18 protein-coding genes are annotated in these 20,607 nt (G+C 35.8%); 2 read left to right on the forward strand and 16 right to left on the reverse strand.

Annotation, left to right across the window (positions count from 1 at the left end):
* Together Q0039_RS02025 and Q0039_RS02030 are read left to right on the forward strand one after the other, a co-directional pair.
* Positions 1 to 1,901: transglutaminase-like domain-containing protein (locus tag Q0039_RS02025; protein WP_366520861.1), on the forward strand; the 1,901-nt coding region annotated here is incomplete at its 5' end.
* 5 nt (positions 1,902 to 1,906) lie between these two features.
* Positions 1,907 to 4,066 carry a hypothetical protein gene (locus Q0039_RS02030; protein ID WP_297508277.1) on the forward strand — a complete coding sequence of 720 codons (2,160 nt, stop codon included), beginning with the start codon at positions 1,907 to 1,909 and terminating at the stop codon, positions 4,064 to 4,066.
* 165 nt (positions 4,067 to 4,231) lie between these two features.
* Here the strand turns inward: Q0039_RS02030 and Q0039_RS02035 are convergent, their stop codons facing one another.
* The 16 genes from Q0039_RS02035 to Q0039_RS02110 form a co-directional block, all read right to left on the reverse strand.
* A complete protein-coding gene (locus Q0039_RS02035) occupies positions 4,232 to 5,482 on the reverse strand; it encodes a peptidoglycan DD-metalloendopeptidase family protein (RefSeq protein ID WP_297508280.1) in 1,251 nt (416 codons plus the stop codon).
* 3 nt (positions 5,483 to 5,485) lie between these two features.
* Positions 5,486 to 6,286 (reverse strand): DUF4292 domain-containing protein, encoded by an 801-nt coding sequence (locus Q0039_RS02040; protein ID WP_297508283.1) that lies wholly within the window; start codon positions 6,284 to 6,286, stop codon positions 5,486 to 5,488.
* Complete coding sequence (locus Q0039_RS02045) at positions 6,286 to 7,632, reverse strand: tetratricopeptide repeat protein (RefSeq protein ID WP_297508286.1); 1,347 nt, start codon at positions 7,630 to 7,632, stop codon at positions 6,286 to 6,288. Before Q0039_RS02045 ends, Q0039_RS02040 begins: the two co-directional genes overlap by 1 nt.
* Position 7,633: 1 nt before the next feature.
* Positions 7,634 to 8,647 carry a sugar phosphate nucleotidyltransferase gene (locus tag Q0039_RS02050; RefSeq protein WP_297508289.1) on the reverse strand — a complete coding sequence of 338 codons (1,014 nt, stop codon included), beginning with the start codon at positions 8,645 to 8,647 and terminating at the stop codon, positions 7,634 to 7,636.
* A 77-nt stretch (positions 8,648 to 8,724) separates the two neighbouring features.
* On the reverse strand, positions 8,725 to 9,159 hold the full coding sequence (gene dut / locus Q0039_RS02055) for a dUTP diphosphatase (protein ID WP_297508291.1): 435 nt from the start codon (positions 9,157 to 9,159) through the stop codon (positions 8,725 to 8,727).
* 6 nt (positions 9,160 to 9,165) lie between these two features.
* Entirely contained in the window at positions 9,166 to 10,626 is a 1,461-nt protein-coding gene (locus Q0039_RS02060) for a polysaccharide biosynthesis C-terminal domain-containing protein (RefSeq protein WP_297508294.1), read from the reverse strand.
* Positions 10,627 to 10,718: 92 nt separating this feature from the next.
* Positions 10,719 to 11,576 (reverse strand): ATP synthase F1 subunit gamma, encoded by an 858-nt coding sequence (gene atpG, locus Q0039_RS02065; RefSeq protein ID WP_297508297.1) that lies wholly within the window; start codon positions 11,574 to 11,576, stop codon positions 10,719 to 10,721.
* Positions 11,577 to 11,648: 72 nt separating this feature from the next.
* Complete coding sequence (gene atpA / locus Q0039_RS02070; RefSeq protein WP_297508300.1) at positions 11,649 to 13,223, reverse strand: F0F1 ATP synthase subunit alpha; 1,575 nt, start codon at positions 13,221 to 13,223, stop codon at positions 11,649 to 11,651.
* Between the two features lie 22 nt (positions 13,224 to 13,245).
* Complete coding sequence (atpH, locus tag Q0039_RS02075; protein ID WP_297508303.1) at positions 13,246 to 13,773, reverse strand: ATP synthase F1 subunit delta; 528 nt, start codon at positions 13,771 to 13,773, stop codon at positions 13,246 to 13,248.
* A gap of 6 nt (positions 13,774 to 13,779) precedes the next feature.
* Positions 13,780 to 14,280 (reverse strand): F0F1 ATP synthase subunit B, encoded by a 501-nt coding sequence (locus tag Q0039_RS02080; RefSeq protein ID WP_297508306.1) that lies wholly within the window; start codon positions 14,278 to 14,280, stop codon positions 13,780 to 13,782.
* Between the two features lie 80 nt (positions 14,281 to 14,360).
* Positions 14,361 to 14,552 (reverse strand): ATP synthase F0 subunit C, encoded by a 192-nt coding sequence (atpE, locus tag Q0039_RS02085; protein ID WP_297508309.1) that lies wholly within the window; start codon positions 14,550 to 14,552, stop codon positions 14,361 to 14,363.
* A 33-nt stretch (positions 14,553 to 14,585) separates the two neighbouring features.
* Entirely contained in the window at positions 14,586 to 15,761 is a 1,176-nt protein-coding gene (atpB, locus tag Q0039_RS02090) for a F0F1 ATP synthase subunit A (protein ID WP_297508312.1), read from the reverse strand.
* A gap of 494 nt (positions 15,762 to 16,255) precedes the next feature.
* Positions 16,256 to 16,483: an AtpZ/AtpI family protein gene (locus Q0039_RS02095; protein WP_297508316.1), complete on the reverse strand. Its 228-nt coding sequence runs from the start codon at positions 16,481 to 16,483 to the stop codon at positions 16,256 to 16,258.
* Complete coding sequence (locus Q0039_RS02100; protein WP_297508319.1) at positions 16,455 to 16,856, reverse strand: polymer-forming cytoskeletal protein; 402 nt, start codon at positions 16,854 to 16,856, stop codon at positions 16,455 to 16,457. Before Q0039_RS02100 ends, Q0039_RS02095 begins: the two co-directional genes overlap by 29 nt.
* A 5-nt stretch (positions 16,857 to 16,861) precedes the next feature.
* On the reverse strand, positions 16,862 to 19,771 hold the full coding sequence (locus Q0039_RS02105) for a tetratricopeptide repeat protein (RefSeq protein WP_297508322.1): 2,910 nt from the start codon (positions 19,769 to 19,771) through the stop codon (positions 16,862 to 16,864).
* A gap of 125 nt (positions 19,772 to 19,896) precedes the next feature.
* Positions 19,897 to 20,595: an ABC transporter ATP-binding protein gene (locus tag Q0039_RS02110; protein WP_297508326.1), complete on the reverse strand. Its 699-nt coding sequence runs from the start codon at positions 20,593 to 20,595 to the stop codon at positions 19,897 to 19,899.
* Positions 20,596 to 20,607: the final 12 nt, after the last annotated feature.

The raw sequence follows: 20,607 nt of genomic DNA on the forward strand, positions 1-20,607 counted from the left end.
AACTAATGCTATCACTGTGCGCCATGATAACTTTTCATTCGGTTGCACAAAAAAATATTGACCCCACCCCAGAAGATATTTCAAAATCCAAATCCCTTCGTGAAAAATATTCTAAAGATGATGTTGCTGTTTTATCGAGTTCGGATGATATCCAATTTGACTACAACAAACGTGATGAAAAAGTAACTGTACGATTAAAAACCCAAGAACATTTAATGAATATCAACCACCGTGCAGATATTCATAAATATGAGTTTTATGACAGCGAATCCAATATTGAATCGTTTGGCATTAAATACCGAAATGAAAAAGTAGCCCCTTTTTCTATTCGAGACGAACAATACAAAGACGACGATTTGTTTTACCATGATGCGCGCGTAAAATATACATCACTCGATTTTCCGGTACAAGGGTATACGTATTATTATGAAATGATAAAAAACTACAACGACATTAAGTATTGTACTACTTTTTATTTTCAAGATGAGTACCCTGTTTTAAAAAAAACCATTACGTTTCGCGTCCCCAACTGGTTAGAATTAGAACTTAAAGAATTTAATTTTAAAGGGTTTGCTATAAAAAAAGAAGTCGTTCAAGAGGGCGAAATCAACAGAATTAGCTACACTTTAGAAGATGCACCTGCTATCTTCAAAGAATCGGATGGTCCTGGGCGATCGTATTTGTATCCCCACATCATGGTACTAGCTAAAAGTTATACCCAAGGAAACAAAAAAGAAACCTTGTTTAAAACCCATGAAGACTTATACAAATGGTATGCGTCATTGGTGCAATTGATGCAAAATGATCCTGAAGTGCTTCGCCCGAAAGTCAACGAACTAATTGCAAATGCCAAAACAGATGAAGAAAAAATAAAAAATATCTTTTATTGGGTGCAAGATAACATTCGATATATTGCATTTGAAGACGGAATCGCCGGATTTAAACCCGATGAAGCACAAAGTGTTTTTCAAAAACGATATGGTGATTGTAAAGGGATGGCCAATTTAATCAAACAAATGTTGGTCTTGGCAGGTTTTGATGCACGACTTACCTGGATTGGAACAAAGCATATTGCCTATGATTACAAAACACCTTCGTTAAGCGTAGATAATCACATGATTTGTACTTTATTTTACAAAGGGAAACACTACTACCTGGATGGTACAGAAAAATACAATGCTTTTGGTGAATATGCCGAACGAATTCAAAATAAAGAAGTGATGATTGAAGACGGCACACGTTGTATTGTTGAGCGTGTTCCCTTGAGCACTGCATCTCAAAATAAAGAGGTTTTTAAAGCAACATTGGAGTTGGATCAAGAGAAAATGAAGGGAATTTGTAAACGCACCTATACCGGTGAAAGTCGGTCCTATTTTCAAAATGTATACAACCAATTTGAATCGTCAGAGAAGAAAGAACTCTTGGATAATTACCTCTCCCATCAAAACAAAAGTATTAAAGTTGAAAATGTAAAAACCTCAAATTTAGAGCATCGTGACCAACTATTGACAATTGATTATACAATCGATATCAGCAATAAAGTTTCTTCCTTTGACAATGAAATCTATGTGGATTTGGACTTTATGAATGAATACAAAGATTTTCAGTTGAAAGACCGGAAGACCGATTTTGAAATGGATTACAAAACCCAATTTGAATCCGATATAACCTTAAAAATACCCCCAGGTTATAAAGTGACTAAGTTACCAGAGAATATTGCGGTTAAGGAGGAAAATTATGAGATTATGCTTTCCTATACCCTAGAAAATAATTTAATTCAGTATAAAAAACTGTTTCTATTTAAAAACGGAACATTAAAAACAACAGAGTTTGAAAATTGGAGAGCGCTCAATAAAAAAATTGCGGAATCCTATAACACATCAATTATCTTAACTAAATAACCGCTATGAAATTCAATCTTTTCCTGGGCCTTTTCCTTTTCAGTTCATGGGTATCTTTTGCTCAAACTCCCGAAGAAATCCGAGATTACATTTGGGGCGCCAATGATGCCTACAAAAAAGCCAATACGATTCCTGATAAATGGAAAAATGAGTCGGCAGTTATTATTTACAAACACGAACATTACAATTATCATAAATACGGGGTTAATGTAACGTATAAAAGTTCGATTCGGAAGCGGATCAAATTATTGGATCAAGCGGCTGTAAAAGAGTTTTCTGAATTTTCTTATCGCGACAAATTTTATTCCAACAAAGCATTGGGGTCTTTTTGGCAACGCGGTACAAATTATATTGGGGTAAAAATTGTTAAACCCGATGGAAAAGAAATGGTAATCGATGCCGATAAAGATTCTAAAGAAGTAAATGGAGAAAAAAAACTTGCGATTCCAAATTTAGAAATTGGTGATATAATCGACTTTTATTTTTATTCTATAGAACCGTTTAAGTCGGTTTATGATTATACGTTCAAAGCCGTTGAAACACCTTTAGGCGACGTGTATCCTACTTTAGATTTAAAAATTACCTTGAGTACTGAAAATGATTTTTTCGTCAATTTCAACACCTACAATGGCGCACCAGAATTAAAAGAAGTGCCTACAGGTAAAAACAGTGAGCGATTTTATGAATTATTGGCAACGAATGTTGAAAAAAATGAATTTCCACGTTGGTTCTATCCATTAACAGAACTACCCTGTTATAAGTTTCAAATTATTTTTGCGCGTTCGGGTAAGTTTGAAAAATTATCCGATGGTTTTTTGTCTGAAAAAGAACGCGATGTAAAAAAGACCGTGTCCAAAGAAGATGTTTTTGAATACTATAATAAAAAATTCTCCCCATCGGGCGACTTGGGTCCAATCAATCGATTTTTGAAAAATAAAACCTTTCAATCGGAAGAAGAAAAAATTCGAGCGGTCTATTATTTTTGCCGCCATGAATACTTTACGCGTTATTTAGAAGCGTTTGTGGTTAATGAAGCAAAAATCATGTACCCTTTTGGTTATTATGGTGTAAATCCTATTTTCTTTCAAGATGAATTGCCGTTTGTAAATTACTTTATGCAGTTTTTGAAAAAACAAGAAATTGGCTATGATATTATTATTGCCACTCCCCGACATGACGGTTCGATTGACGATTTACTTATCCAACAAAACCTACGTAAGTTAATTCGTGTAAACACTCCTACTCCTGTATTTATTGAGTATTTCTCTTCCTATTCAGGTGCAGAACAAGTTGATGCCTTAATTGAAAACTCGAAAGCTTATGTTTTGGGGATTTCCAATGGGAAAAAAGTAACCGAAGTTAATGCGATAACGTTACCGAGCAGTACCTACAATGACAATATTTCAAAAGTAAAAACACAAGTAGAATTACTTGATTTTACAGGTTATAAGGTAAAACGTCAATTGGCTTTTACCGGGCACTTAAAAGAATCAGAACAGGAGGATCGTTTGGAGTTTTTTGACTATGTCTATGAAGATTATGAAAAATACGGTTCGACCAAATTAATGGACTATGTGCGTAATGAAAAACAGCGTAATCAATATACTAATGAACTAAACGCATTAATTAACACGTTAAAAGACAAACAAAAAGAATCGTTGAAGGCAAACGTTGAAGGCGAATTTGACGTAAAAGTGGAAGATTATGGGTTTGCCATTAAAAATACGGGGCGCTTTGGAAAGTCTACACCTTTAGAAGTAGAAGACTCGTTTACGATTGCAAACGAATATGTGAAAAAGGCTGGCGATAAATATTTATTGGAAATTGGGCGCTTTTTGACTTCTCAAATTGAGATTGATAAAAAAGAAATGGAACGTAAAAACAATATTTATATGAATTTCCCCCGTTCGTTTGAAAACGAAATCACTTTTATCATTCCCGAAGGGTATAGTGTTTCTGGGTTGGAAAAATTAAATAAAAAAGTAGAAAATGAAACCGGTGGATTTACTTCCAATGCTGAAATAAAAGGTAATCAATTAATCATCAAGACATTTAAATACTATAAAAACTATTTTGAGCCAAATGCCAACTGGAATAAAATGATTCAGTTTTTGGATGCTGCCTATCAGTTCACGCAAGAAAAAGTTTTATTAAAAAAGAACTAAAAACATAAGCGCCCACAAGGCGCTTTTTTTTATTGATGATAACATAAACATTTATGTTTTTCTCCACCTATTTACTGGATTCTTTGCTGTTGAACGAAATGCTTTCGACCAAGAATCAAACCGATAAAAAATACCGAGTGGAGCTTCCTAAATTGGAAGCTTGACTTAACGATTCAACCACAAGGTTGGGTTGATATAGGTTGCATTTTGAGAAATCATAAACCGAACAACTGCTTTGCCATCGGCATCTGCTTTTACTTTTCCTAGCGTTTGTTTTGCGCTAATATTGTCACCTTCACTTACCGTAACTGTAGCTAAATTATGGTAAATGGTAAAGTAATCCCCATGTTTAATCAATACGGCAAACTTATTTCCGATGCGTTGAATTTGAGAAACCTCTCCTTTGAACACCGCACGAACAGAAGCATTGGTATCTGTAGTAATATCTACTCCGCTATTGTGAACCATAATCGATTTATATACCGGATGCGGTTGATCACCAAAACCTAAAGTTATAACGCCTCGTTCTACTGGCCAAGGCAAATGACCTTTGTTCGATTTAAAATTGTCAGCGATAATTTTTCCTTCAGGGGTAAGAACTATTTTGGCAGAAGACTCAATTTTTTTAGTTTCAGCCACAGTCGTTGTCTTTGGGTTCGCTTTGGCTTTTGCGGCCGCTGCTTTTCGGTTGGCCTCTGCAATTGCTTCCCGAAGTAATTTTTGAATTTGCGCATCAATTTTGCGAGACTCCTGTTGTTTTTTCTTGATTTCTGCAGCGATTTGCTTTTTATCTTTTTTTAGACTATTGGCAATTTTTTCTTGCTCTTGACGCTCCTTTTCTAAATCTTCGCGCTGCTTTTGTTGTTCGGCTAAAAGTTTATCTTTTTCCTCTTTTTGTTTGGTTAGCGTTGTATAATGGTTAACTAGCGCATTGGATTTGTCTTTAATTTCTTGTCCTTGCATTTTACGGTAGCTCGAATATTGCTTCATGTATTGAAGGCGTTTATAGGCTTGAGTAAAATTTTCCGACGACAATAAAAACATTGCGCGACTATGTTGTGAGCGACTTTTATATGATTTTAACACCATATCCGCATAGTCTTTTTTCAATAATTCCAACTCTTTTTTGAGTTTGTTAATCTCCAATTGGTTGAGATACATATTGTCATTTAAGACGCGGGCTTGTTTGTTGGTCGTGTTAATCAACTTTTCTTTTAATCCTATTTTCTCTTTTTGAAGCGCGAGTAGTTTCGTTACCGATTTTTCTTTCGAACGCACTTCTTGTAGCATACGCTCTTTTTCAATAATTTCTTCTTGAATTTTAGCTTTGCGTTGTTCCAATTCATCTTGTGTGAGCTGAGCCATACCCACTGCAGATACCATCAAAAGAAAAAAGGTGAAAATAGGCTGCCTCATGTTTTATTTTTTTTCTAATTCAATACGTTCAAATCCGTCAGGAACATTATAGGGAAACGATAAATCTTCATTGAAGTTAACATTTTTATATTCAACATCAATAAACGTTTTTGCCGATTCCAATTGGGCTTCTAAGACCATTTGCAAAGGAAGCAATTTTTCATCGGTTTTGCGGTATTCTGGATAGGTTACTTGCAATGTGCGTTGCAACGTAGGTTGCTTAATTTCTTGTTTTTTAACCAAGTAATTATCGCTTTCAAAGTAAAAAGATTTATTCACTTCGGGATTATCTTGCGTATATAATTGATACCATTTATCTGCAATCGCCACTTTGTATTTGCCTTTATGTAAATCTTCAATGGTTTTTCCTAAGAAAATACTTTGTACTTTTTGATAATTTAAATCGGTTCCTAACCATTGACTTAAAGCTGAATAATCGCCTTCAAAAAATTTGTTGCCTATTTTATCGTAATACTTTACCGACTCGGGAGTAATTAATGCTTTAGCCATAGTAATTCCTAAAACCCGAATGATTACCATAATTTTTTCATCTTTTTTCATCCGAATCTCAGCCATCACATTCTGGGATTGATTATCGTCTTGGTATTTGGCTGCGGCTTTAATCGATAATGTGGAAAAATTTAGGGCGTTTAAATTGTACTTATCGATAATTTGAACTGCTGGTATTTCGTTATCAGAAGCGGTTCCTTCTGAAACAAGACGAGCTTTGGATTTACACGATTGTAAAACCACTATCCCTGCGGCTAAAAGCACAACAAATTGAATTTTTTTTAGGTATTGCATTAGTTCTTTTTGGTTTTTTCTAAAAGCTGATTGGCCTTTTCAAAATACGCATTTTTATTTTTATGATCTCCTAATCCTGCACTTGCTTCTCCTAATTGCAAGTTGAAATTAATTTCCAATACGCTATCGTCAACAATAAAATCCAATCCCGATTCCAAAATTTCTTTGGCTTTTTTGAATTGCCGTTGTTGGTTTAAAGCTAAACCGTTGTAATAATACAATTGGGGTTGTGTTGGAAATAATTCTAATTGTTCCGATGAAAACTGAAGCACCTTGTCAAATAGCAAACTTTCGGTATAGGCTTGTAATAATAATACAATGCCTTCCATGTCTTCTCCATGTGATTTTAGATGCATTTCATAGTATTTAACCGATTTGATCCAATCGTTTTTTGCCTGATAAAACTTTCCGATTTCTTTGGCTACATTGACTTCTTTATCATCCTCAAAATAGTGAATTGCTTGATCCAATTGCGGTTCAAATTGCGGATTGTTTTTTGTAAAAATCAAAAACTCATTCAGCATACGATGCTTGATTTTTTTATCTATTTTATCGGTCGCAAATACCCTATTCATTGAACCTACTGCTTTTGCACCATCATTTGCTGTAAGGTGGTACTTAAATAAACTTACTTGTGCCCATTCAGAAGTTGGGATTTCTTTTTCCAATTGGCGCGCAACTTCCAATGCTTTTTCTTCTTGATTACTCTTTGAATACATAAAAATCAAGGCGATATAATTGGACTCGTCTTTTGGAAATTGTTTAATTTTTTCGATCAAATCATTCTTTTCAGGGCCCTGGTATTTAGCATCCTGTAGGATTTGTGCTTTGTATAACTCACGTTTATCCGACTTCCCAACGGTAGCATTTAACACATTGATTAAGTCCAATGCCTTGTCGTATTGACGGGTAGTCATGTACAGGGAACAAAGATCTTCTTGATAATCGGACTTGAATTCAATCAACTTTTGGACAATAGTAATCGCGCGATTGTAATCTTTGGTGTCATAACACACATCATACATTCCTACCCATGCCCAACGATTTTTAGGATCTAATTCGGTTACTTTTTTAAACTGATCAAACGCTTCATTGTAGCGTTTCATAAAGTAATAATTTTTTCCTTTTTCAAAAAAAATAACAGGATTGTTGGGCTGAATGGTTTCACATTGATCCAATTCCAACAAGGCTTTATCGTAGTTTTCGATACCTTTTTGTTTTAACGATTCATAATAATGATTTTGAAACGCATCGGGTGCCAATGCCGTATCCTCGGGTTCTTGTGCCCAAAGCATACCGGAAATAAAGATTCCGATCAAACCATTAATTACAATTCGCTGTTTCATTTTATTCTAATACGGAATAATCTCCGATACTGATACTGGTAAAATTCCCATCAAAAGTGGCGTGATTTCCAATCATGGCATTATCTAAATTAGCATTTTTAATATGCGCATGGGTTTGTACTAAGCTATTTTTAATGGAACTGTTCAACACATGCGTCCCTTTTCCTAATGATACATTAGGGCCTACGGTTGCATTAACCAAAATAACGTCATCGGCAATATGACAAGGTGGAATTATTGTACTATTGTCCAATTTCACAGTAGCTGCAATTAACGATTCTACACCATCTTGGTGTAAAAAGTTTAACATTCGCGTATTGGTTTCAACCGTAACATTTTTGTTACCACAATCCATCCATTCGTCTACTTTACCTGGTACAAATTTCATGCCTTTTTGCTTCATATTTTCTAAAGCGTCTGTCAATTGATATTCGCCACCTTTAACAACGTTAGTATCGAGCAAGTATTGTAATTCGGCACGTAAGGTTTCCCCTGATTGAAAATAATAAATTCCGATAATCGCTAAATCCGAAACGAATTCTTTTGGCTTTTCAACAAAATCCACAATCTGGTTTTGATCGTTTAATTGTACTACCCCAAATGCACTTGGATCTTCTACTTGTTTCACCCAAATTACCGCATCAGCAGAAGTGTCTAAAGAAAAATCGGCGCGAAATAATGTATCCGCATAAGCGACAACAAGTGGTCCTGTCATGCTTTCTTTGGCACATAAAATCGCATGTGCCGTTCCTAGGGCTTCGTTTTGGTAACAAATGGTTCCGCGTGCCCCTAATTTTTCTGCAATGGCGACTAAATCTTCTTCCACTTTTTTTCCAAAATCTTTATGGATAATAAACGCAATCTCATCAATTTTTTGATTAATTACTTGGGCAATATCTTCTACCAACCGGTGAACAATTGGTTTTCCGGCAATTGGAATTAAGGGTTTTGGCACTGTTAAGGTATGCGGGCGAAGGCGTGATCCGCGACCAGCCATTGGGACAATAATTTTCATTTGTTTTCTATTTAGTATTCCATTTCAAATCGCTTAATCGATAATCATGGTGGTGTGTTATACAATTTATTTTTTCTTTATTTCACTCCGGTACTCCCAAATCCGCCAGCTCCGCGCGAAGTATCCGATAATTGAGACACTTCAATCCAAGTGGCACGTTCGTGTTTTGCTATGACCAATTGAGCGATCCGTTCTCCGTTTTCAATTACAAAAGGATCTTGGGATAAATTTACTAAAATGACACCAATTTCGCCACGATAATCGGCATCAACAGTACCTGGTGAATTTAATACCGTAATCCCTTTTTTAGCGGCCAAACCACTTCGAGGACGTACTTGGGCTTCATAACCAATTGGTAATTCAATAAACAAGCCTGTTTTTAGTATTGCACGCTCTAAAGGCTGCAATGTAATTGGTTCGTTAAGTTGAGCGCGCAAATCCATTCCTGCAGAAGCGAGGGTTTCATAAGCTGGCAACTCGTGATCGGATGTATTGATAATCTTAATCTGCATAGTTTCTTATTTTTTTCTAAAAATACGGGTGAGTATTTCTTTTTCACTTTTATAAATAAACAATAAAAAAACAAGTAATAAAAGTACTTTGATAGAATAGTTATCACGAACATAATCCACATAAAAAACTATTGCAGAGAACCCAACCGATAAGCCGAGATAACTAAAAATTCGATTAAAATCATAGGGAATCGGATACTTCTTTTTGCCCATGTGATAGGAAATAATCATCATACTGCCATAAGCAGCAATAGTGGCTAAAGCCGATCCATAATAACTATATCTTGGAATCAATAGATAGTTTAAAGCCAAAGTAACAAATGCCCCAACAAAAGAGATATACGCCCCGATCAACGTTTTATCAATCAATTTATACCAAACGGAAAGGTTGGTGTAAATGCCTAAAAAGAAATTTGCAAAAACAATTAAGGGTACAACTTTTATGGCCACCCAGTACGACTCATTAGGCACTAAAAGCAGTTTGAGTAAGTCGATAAAAGCAACTACAAAAAAAGAAATAAACGAACCAAAAATGACAAAATACTTTGTGATCGTAGCATAGGTTTGGGGTGCATTTTCATTGCCCGCATGCGAAAAAAAGAACGGTTCGATACCCAACGAATAGGCCGTTCTAAACAGCACCATAAACATTCCGATTTTATAGCATGCTGAATATGCTCCAATATCGGCTAATGGAACATGAAACCAATCGAGAAGAATTTTATCAAAATGTTCATTGATAGCAAAGGCAACACCAGCCAATAATACCGGATAACCATATCGCATCATTTGTTTCCAAAGCGAAAAATCAAAGTGCCAACGGATTTTGGTATAATTTGGTAATAAAACTAAAATGGTAGCCAAGCTTGCAATTAGATTTGCTATAAAAATGTAACCGATTTGAAATTCGGGATAATAAATGGTACTGAAAAAACCTTCCGGATTATCTTTTGCCAAATCTGGTAAAAAAGCCAAAAAGAAAACGCTAAAGAGAATTTGGAGACTAACATTACCAATCTTTATAGCCGCATATTGCATAGGTTTACGTTCGGCTCGAAGTTGAGCGAAAGGAATGATGGCTAAAGCATCAAAAGCAATAATCCAAATGGAATAGGTTATAAATTCAACAGCAAAACCTGAAGTATGGGCGAGGGTATTTCGAAACAATAAGGCAATAATTAAAAAGCCTAATGTGGACCAAAATAATGAAATCGTGCTGGTAGATAGTACATTGGCTTTGTTTTCCTCTTTATTAAAAAAGCGAAAAAATGAGGTTTCCATTCCATACGAAAGAAAAACATTGAAAAAGACTAAATAGGAAAAGATCACCGAAACGATACCCATTTGACTTTTATCATTTAAATAATAAATATAGAGTGGATTGAGCAAAAAGCTGATAATACGGGGCAGAACGGTTGCCAGACCATAAATCAAGGTTTGTTTAAAGAGGTTCTTGTACAGACTCAATGCTTCAAAATTTTATAACAAAAATAGCGATAATATGTATGCAAAAAAAAGAGTCGACTGCAGCCGACTCTTTTTTCTATTTATAATCTTAGTTAACCTTTCAACGCTTCGGCACCACCAACAATTTCTAAAATTTCATTAGTAATGGCCGCTTGACGAGCTTTGTTGTATGTTAATTTCAATTGATTTCTCAATTCTGTTGCGTTATCCGTTGCTTTGTGCATTGCTGTCATTCGAGCTCCATGCTCTGCTGCAAATGAATCGCGAATAGCTTTATATAATTGAGTTTTTAGCGATTTTGGAATTAACGTTAGCACGATTTCCTCTTTCGTAGGTTCAAAGATGTAATCTGAACTAGCCGTTGCTTGTGTACCGCCTGCTGCTAAAGGGAGAAACTGTTCTGTTTTGATAATTTGTGTCGCCGCATTTTTAAATTGATTGTAGACCAATTCAATTTTATCAAATTCGCCAGCAGCAAATTTATCCATTAATTCTTGTGCGATTTCAGCAGCATTATCAAAAGTTAAGTTATCAAAAATAGCAGTATTTTCACCCGCAATGGAATTCGTTTTTCGGAAAGCATCGCCCGATTTTTTACCAATAGTATAAATCGTTACTGCTTTGCCTTTGTAGCTTTCTTCCAACGAGCGGACTTGTTTCACTACATTGGCATTGAAAGCACCACACAAACCGCGATTAGAGGTGATTGCTACGATGAGCACTTTTTTCACTTCGCGTTGTTGCGTAAAACTTACATCCAAGTTGTCTTCAATTGAAGCACTCAAATTTTGAAGTAATTCCGTTAATTTTTCTGCATAAGGACGCATGGCTGTAATTGCATCTTGCGCTTTTTTTAATTTTGCGGCTGATACCATTTTCATCGCCGATGTTATTTGCATCGTCGACTGAACCGAACTTATCCTGCTTCGAATTTCCTTTAAATTTGCCATTTTATATAGTAATTAGTAATTAGTGACTAGTGATTAGTTATTTACTAATCACCAGTTACTGTTCACTTTATATTAATATTTAGCTGCAATCTCTTTCGCTGCATTTTCCAACACATTCGTGATGGCGTCATCAAATTTACCTGCTTTTAAAGCATCTAAAGTATCGCGATGTTTGCTATTTAAATAGTCTAAGAAATCGGCTTCAAATTCTTTAACTTTATTTACAGGAACGTTTCGTAACAAGTTTTTCGAACCTGCGTAGATAATCGCTACTTGATTTTCAACTGTAAACGGATCGTTTACCGATTGTTTTAAGATTTCTACGTTACGTTTTCCTTTTTCAATTACATTCAATGTAGCCGCATCCAAGTCAGATCCAAATTTTGCAAACGCCTCTAATTCACGATACTGCGCTTGGTCTAATTTTAAGGTACCCGAAACTTTTTTCATCGACTTAATTTGTGCATTACCACCCACACGCGATACCGAAATACCTACGTTAATCGCAGGACGTACTCCAGAGTTGAACAAGTCTGACTCTAAGAAAATCTGTCCATCTGTAATCGAAATTACGTTAGTAGGAATATAGGCTGATACGTCACCCGCTTGGGTTTCAATGATTGGTAAAGCTGTTAAAGATCCGCCACCTTTCACGATTGACTTCAATGAATCGGGTAAATCGTTCATGTTTTTAGCGATATCATCATCAGCAATTACTTTTGCCGCTCTTTCTAATAAACGTGAGTGTAAGTAGAATACGTCTCCAGGATATGCTTCACGTCCTGGTGGTCTTCTTAACAATAAGGACACCTCACGATATGCAACTGCTTGTTTAGATAAATCATCATAAACGATTAATGCAGGACGACCTGTGTCACGGAAGTACTCACCGATTGCTGCACCCGCCATTGGAGCATATACTTGCATTGGCGCTGGATCGGAAGCATTCGCTGCCACAATAGTTGTATAAGCTAACGCTCCTTTTTCTTCTAAAGTTTTAGCAATACCTGCAACTGTAGATGCTTTTTGACCAACAGCAACATATATACAATATACCGGTTGCCCAGCATCATAAAATTCTTTTTGATTTAAAATGGTATCAATACAAACGGTTGTTTTACCGGTTTGACGGTCACCAATTACCAACTCTCGTTGTCCTCTTCCAACAGGGATCATTGCGTCTACCGCTTTAATACCAGTTTGTAAAGGTTCATTAACGGGTTGACGGAAGATAACTCCAGGTGCTTTTCTTTCCAATGGCATTTCATACAATTCACCAGAGATTGGACCTTTACCATCGATTGGATTTCCTAAAGTGTCTACGACACGACCTACAATACCTTCTCCGACTTTCAAAGAAGCAATACGTTGTGTTCTTTTAACCGTTGAACCTTCTTTGATACCTGTAGATGGTCCTAAAAGTACCACCCCTACATTATCTTCCTCAAGATTCAATACGATCGCTTCAAGACCGTTATCAAATTGCACTAACTCACCGTATTGTGCATTTGACAAACCATAAACGCGCGCGATACCATCACCCACTTCCAATACGGTTCCTACTTCTTCTAGAGAAGCACCCGATTCAAAACCGGTTAATTGTTTTTTAAGGATTGCTGAAATTTCAGCAGCTTTAATTTCTGCCATTGTAATATATCTTTATGATGTATTAGTTACTAAATTCTCTTTTCAATTCATTCAATCGACTAGAAACCGATGCATTGTATTGCAGGTCTCCTATCCGTAATATAAATCCTCCGATTAAGGAAGGATCGACACTGTTTTCCATTGTAATTTTTTTAGACGACATCGCAGCAATTTTAGTTCTAATTTTTGCTTCTAATTCTGGAGTCATCGGTATTGCAGTGGTCACTTTGGCAATTTCTACACCAATACTTTCATCGTAGAGATGTCCATATTGTTTAGCAATAGCGCCTAAGATTTCGTATCGTTTATTCGCATACAACAATTGAAACAAGCTTTTTGTTTCGTGTTGTGCGTTTACAAAAATTTCATTCAAAGCATTTTTTTTAGCCTCCAATCGTACAACTGGACTTGCTAAAAAAACCTGTAATTCATGGCTTTCGGCTAAAGCCGCCAATACCGACTTCATGTCGTTATTAACTGCTTCGGCTTTACCAGAAGTTGAGGCAATGTCTAAAATTGCTTTGGCGTAACGAATCGCTGCTCTTGACATATTCGATTAGTTTAGTTTAGCGTCACCCAACATTTTTTCAACCAATTTGGTTTGTGCTTCTTTGTTGGATAACTCATCTTTTAATAACTTCTCGGCAATTTCTAATGAAAGAGATGCAACTTGATTTTTCAAATCGGCCATTGCTGCATTTTTTTCGCTTTCAATAGCGGCTTTTGCCTGATTGATCATTTTTTCACCTTGTGCTTGTGCATCAGCTTTTGCATCGCTAATCATCTTTTCTTTGATTTCGCGCGCTTCTTTCATTAATGCATCACGTTCAGCACGGGCATCAGCCAGCAATTTTTCATTGTCTGACTTTAAATTTTCCATGTCTTTTTTTGCTTTTTCAGCAGACTCTAACGCATTTTTAATTCCTTCCTCTCTCTCGTTTACTGCATCAAGAATAGGTTTCCAAGCAAACTTTTTCAATAAAAGAATCAATCCCACAAAAATGAGAACTTGCCAGAAAAATAATCCGAATTCAAACTGATTAATTAATTTATCCATGAGGTATATAAATAATTTCTGTTAAACAATAGAAAACAACAGTTACAACCAACCGTTGTAACCGTTGTTAATTTTTTGGATTATGCTGCAAATAATGCTGCAAAACCAATTCCTTCGATAAGTGCCGCAGCAATCAACATCGCTGTTTGGATTTTACCGGATTGTTCAGGTTGACGTGCGATAGCTTCCATAGCTGATCCACCGATTTTACCGATACCGATACCTGCACCGATTACGATCAATCCTGCACCTACAATGTTTGGAATAGTCATAGTGTTTGTATATTAAATTAAACAAATACGTAATTAATGATGTGCTTCTTCATGATGGTGTTCTTCGTTAGCAGAACCAAAATAAAGAGCGGTTAACATCGTGAAAATATATGCCTGTAAAAAGGCTACTAATATTTCTAAAATTGATAAAACAAAAGCCAATCCGAAAGATAGCGAGCTACCAATCCAGCTTTTGAAAATAAACATGATACCAATAATGCTCATAATTACAATATGGCCCGCAAAAATATTGGCATACAAACGAATCATTAAAGAAAATGGTTTAATAAACACGCCCAACAATTCGATTGGTGCTAAAACAATTCGCATTAAATAGGGCACTCCAGGCATCCAAAAAATATGACCCCAGTAACTCTTATTTGCCGTTAAATTTGTAATTAAAAAGGTCAAGATCGCCAATGAAAAAGTTATCGTTAAATTTCCAGTAACATTGACTCCTAGAGGCGTTAATCCAAATAAATTTAGAAACAAAACAAAAAAGAAAATGGTCAATAAATAACTCATATACTTTCTATATTTTTTTTCTCCAATATTAGGAATAGCAATTTCATCTCTAACAAAAACCACCAAAGGCTCGAAAAAACGAACAGCTCCTTTAGGAATGCCGCCATTTTTAGCATACGATTTTGCTAAACGGCTAAACAACAAAAACATCAACAGGGCCGTAATTATAATAAACAATACACTTTTGGTAATTGAAAAGTCTAAAGGATGTACATTATCGGGATGACCAGTTACTTCATTTTCAATAAGTTTTCCTGAAGCATCGGTACGGTAAATTTTACCATCATGATGACTTAACACATAAAATTTTCCATTGGATTCAACTACACCATTCTCAGCATGATGAAATTCAGAGGAAGAAAATGCATGAAATCCTTCGTCCCATAATAGTACAGGAAGCGGAAAACCATAGTGCTTGCCTTCTTTCTCATCAGAGAACAAAGTAAAATCATGGGAATCTAAAACGTGATGATTTATATGATTTTTTATTTGACTACGAATATCTCCTCCGGAATGCGACTCTCCATGACCTTCAGCATGTCCTTCTTCTGGAGTTGATACCGAAGCTTCTGTGGTGTGCGCAGGTGCAACTTCTCCATGGGTAGTATTAGCGAAAGAAAGAAAGGGCATAAATGCCAATAAAGCAGCTAGTATTAAGTGGCTTGGTTTTCTAGAAATCACCATTTTTGATAACGTAATTTTAAGGTTTCTAAAATTTGGTGCAAAGGTACATCTTTTAGAAAAAAAACAATAGGATTACGATTCTTTTTTGAGATTTTCATTGAAAAATCGTTTTTTATGGTTTTTTATTCAATAAATTGATTGTTAAAACCGTCTCTAACACAAGAAAATATGCAAAAATTCCATAAAAATTTATTTTTTCAAACCGGCTTTCTGTCGCATAAATAATGGATTTTCCAATAAAAAAGGCGGCTATCAATTGTATTGACGTTAACACCAGAAACACCATCCCTGTTTGGTCAAAGTTTTTTTTCATTACAAATACTAGAATAATCAGCAAAAGCAAGGATAAACTTCCAAAAACGAAAAACAAACCTTCAATAGACCAATATTGGTAACTTTTTAGGATTGTAGCCGGTAAAACGTAATGAATTATTTTAGTAATTAAGTAACCTAAAAAAGTAAACGTTACTGTTTTTTTAAGAACGGATTGTAATTCAGGATTCATTTTTATCCATTTTTTTAACTTGGCGAATAATCGTATACATGGCCACAAAAACACCTAATAATGTAAACCCTTTTGTATACCAATGCTGTGACACCCCATATTTTTCATCGAGCCATTGCCCAAAAAATGAAAATATAAAAATAATTGCCCCCATCTGTATGGGCATATTGATTAATGCCAACCAGCGGTTAGGCTGTTTTTTCGGTGACGGCGTCATTGGGTTGTAGGTTTTTTACATTGGGCTTCATAACGCAGGTTGCCGAAAACTCAGCTCCGGGTTCGACCGCTAATTTCCCGCAAACTACCTCACCTTTAATTACCGCTTTTGTTTTTAAATTTAACAACTCGGTTACTTGGATTTTACCTTCAAAACGCCCTTCAATATCACAGTTTTTACAAGTAATATCCCCTTTAACACTCCCCGCCGGACCGATAACTAACTTTCCTTTGGATTCAAAATTACCCACTAAATGACCATCCAATCGAAAATCAGCAGGTGAAACGATATTTCCTTGAATCGATGTCCCTTCAACTATTCGATTCGTTTTTCCTAAAAGATCGGTATACGATTTGGTTTTTTTCTCAAACATAGTTCTTATTTTTTTGGGGAATTTCCTGGTGCTGGAGGTAACGCATTTTCGGGAGATACATCAGCGCCTTTTGGCTTTATTGTATTTCCAGGCATTGGCGTAATTGTGTTTTCGGGCGTTCCTTTCGGCGCAGCAGGATCACCACTTGAAGGAGCTACAGGATCTTCAGCAAATAATTCATCTTTGGTAACCGTTGCCTTATTTTTACCCGGTTCAACAGTTTTTGGAGTGGCTTTTTCGATTTCAAGTGCGCGTTGTACCGGTACAATGGGTTTATTCAACCAATCGCCACTAACATACGCTTCAAAATTTTTCATGATTTGAACCACTTTATAATTTTCACTTGAAATAATATAGTATGGGGTAGCAATTTTATAATCCTTAAACTCTTTCAAGATTTGAGCAATGGCTCTTGCATTTTCAACCTTTTGTATACCATGAATTACAATAAAATTGCGATCCATTGTGTAAATATCCGAAGATCGAGTCACCTTCTCAATAGTTCGTTCCTTGATATATTGATCGAGCTTTGCGACCATTTTTGATGTAGCTTCTGTTAATGGAAAAGCAACAGGATAAAGGATTTTCCATGAGGTTACCGCTTCAGAATTGAAACTTAATGACTCCAAATACGGTAATTTTTTTTGAATAAACTGTTCCGTAGCTTTTCCTTCTTCTGCATTTGGATAGGTCAGCGCCACATAATTCAACGCTTTCTTATATTCTGCTAAACCAACCAATTTACCTTGTAATTGCGCTTTTAACAACTCAAATTTAGGTAACATCTCCTCGCCCGTAAATTGTGCGACGGCTTGATTTATTTTGGGCAATAATTCGCGGTAGTTTCCAGATTCGAATTCTTTATAAAAAGCATCATAAGTAGCTTCGGGTGTGGATACAATCGTAGGGTCTGAAGCATTACCAGAAAGAATTTGCGCATAACGAGAATCCGGATAATCGCGAAGAATCCGTTCTTTGATTGGAGGTGCCTTTACCGGTTCGCTAATTTCATATACTTTGTACAACGTATATAAACTTGGCAATACTAATCGTTCTTCAGGATTATTTTTTAATAATTGTTCCAACTTGTTGGCAGAACGTTGGTATTCTTTAAATTTCTCTTTATAAATAACACCCAACTGATAATATGCAAAATTGCGCTCTTTAGACAAACTGTCAATTAGGATTGTATTCGTAGGGATTTGTTTGGTGTAAAATGCAGTTGTATAAAGCGGATTTATAGTTTTTTCGGGGTCCTTTTCATCACTCGTTTCATCACCAACTGGTTCGTCATCATTGGCGTTGGCGCCTTTCGAATTTCCTTTGGAAAAACGCCAATTTTCAGCATAGGTTCGTTTTCCCCATTTTTTGGTAAAATCCAATTTTCCCAACTCAACTGTTGTTGGATTATAAAAATAAAAGCTGCTAGATTCTGCATTTGTATTGATGGGCGCAATTGACTTTTTACCACCATTAACCGGAACAATTTTATCAGATTTTTCTTGAGCTTCATTAGCTGCAATTGCTGCTTTTTCTTTAGCTAATTTATCCAACTTCACTTTATTTTCCGCTTCTTGCTTTTTGAGGAAATCAATGTGTTTTTTGAAATATACTTCACGCTCCTCCGCTGACATTGCAGTCAATTTCAAGATACTATCATTACGCTGCGCAATTCCTTCAAACTTAATAACATCCTTTAAGTTATCTTTCTTTTTGGAAATTAAACGAAACTCGCGCGATCTAGGGTTTAACTTCGTTAAGGTGCTGTCATAATATTTACCAGCCGTTACATATCGAGCTTCATTAAAATAAATTTCGCCTAAATTTCGATAATTGGAAGCCTCCAAATAGGAATCTTTGGATTGTTTTTTAAGGGAGGCATTGTAATGTTTTTTGGCTTGATTTGGCTTTCCTACTTGGTCATAAAACAACCCCATTTGATGATTCAAAACATCTAAAAAAGGTCGATTTTCACGGTCTTCCATCAAGTCTTTATATTTCTTTAAAAAGACAAGTGTATCCCCATTTTTAAAATTAAATTGTTTTGCCTGATGGTTGTGTGCTTGAATAACATATTGACGTGCCGCTTTGCGATTCATATCAATTACTTGTTGGTACATCACAAATGCACTGTCTTTTTGTCCACGGGCCTCATACAACTGACCAGTTATAAAACGGTATCTTGATTTTTCTTCGTTGAGCTTAGTGTAGGCTGTAGCTATTCGCAACTTTGCTATTGCACTATCGGTTTCTTTTAGATTGATAAATGCTTGGGCTAATGTTGCATTGGCATCGGCATATATTTGATCTTTAAACTTAATTTCTTTGAGTAATTTGCGTAAATTATTAACGGCAAGTTCGTCATTTTCAAGGCGCATATTGGTTTTCTCACGCCAAATTTTAACCAAACTAATTTTATCGCTTTTTGGATATTTATACAACACATAATTAAACGCTTCTAAAGCAGGGATAAAACGTTGCTCATAATAGCGGGCCATTCCTAGCATTAAGTGCGCTTCATCCATTTGCGGATTACGTTCTTGCCCGTCGATATTCATTGCGTGTTTTTGAATCGCTTTGGTGGCCTTGGTCTCTGCCCTGTCAAAATTTGGGTTTTTTGCATCGCCAGGGAGCATTTTATCTTCTGTAACCTGCATACGTTCTACAGGTAAAACTTCCCAAAAATTATCTACATAATCCTTGCGTAAATCGGTAACCCCCTGATCTAAAGCAAGACCACCATTATATAGAATGTTGTATTTCGTACTTAATCGGTGATTTTGTCGGTGTAAAAAGGTATCCTTCTTGGTTGAACAAGCGGCCAAAAGAACCGCAATCAACAAGAAAAAAATAGCGTATATCGTTGTGGTTTTCAATGCAAAAACGTTTTTGTAACTAACTGCAAATTGTTGCATTTAGTATATATAACGGGTAAAAATACGCTTCTTTTTGTAAAGTGGAAAAAATTAGATTGTTTTTTAAACCATAACTACTCTAAATAGCATTGCTAACTGGGTTGGATTCTAAATTGTTTTTCTTACTACACGGCAAAGAAATCCTCTAATTCTTTTAAAGTTTCCGGAGAGGTTTGGATGTCTTTTACTACTTCACCTAAGTGTAATGCTACAATTCGGTTACACACTTCAACGGTATGAACTAAGTCATGACTTGAGACCAATACCGTCACATTGGGGTCGTCGGCTAAATCTTTAATGATTTTTTTTAATCGGTTTACCGTCGTTGGGTCCAAATTAGCAAAAGGCTCATCTAAAATGACTACTTCAGGATTGCCAATTAATGCAGCAATAATCCCTACTTTCTTTTGATTTCCTTTGGATAAATCGCGTAAATATTTCTTTTTATTTAAAATTTCGCCATTGAAAAAATCTACATGTTTAGCCAATAAAGCATCAACATCGGCCTTGTTTTGCCCCCGTAATTCGCCAATGAAATAAAAATATTCCTCAGCCGTTAAATAGCCAATCAAAAAACTTTCATCCAAAAATGCAGCCGTAGTGGGTTTCCACGTCTCGCTAGTATTGACTTGAATTCCATTGTTTTTGACATAACCGCTACTCGGTTGGATCAAATCGAGTAACAAACTAAAAAAAGTAGTTTTTCCGGCACCATTATTTCCTACCAAACCAAAACTTTGGCCTTTTGGAATGTCTAAATTGGTAATGTCTAGCACTTTTACGCCATTATCGTAAATCTTGGTTAGCTGGTCTACTTGTATCATGTAGTACGAGTT

The sequence above is a fragment of the Flavobacterium sp. genome, assembly GCF_027484945.1.
Taxonomy (GTDB): Bacteria; Bacteroidota; Bacteroidia; order Flavobacteriales; family Flavobacteriaceae; genus Flavobacterium.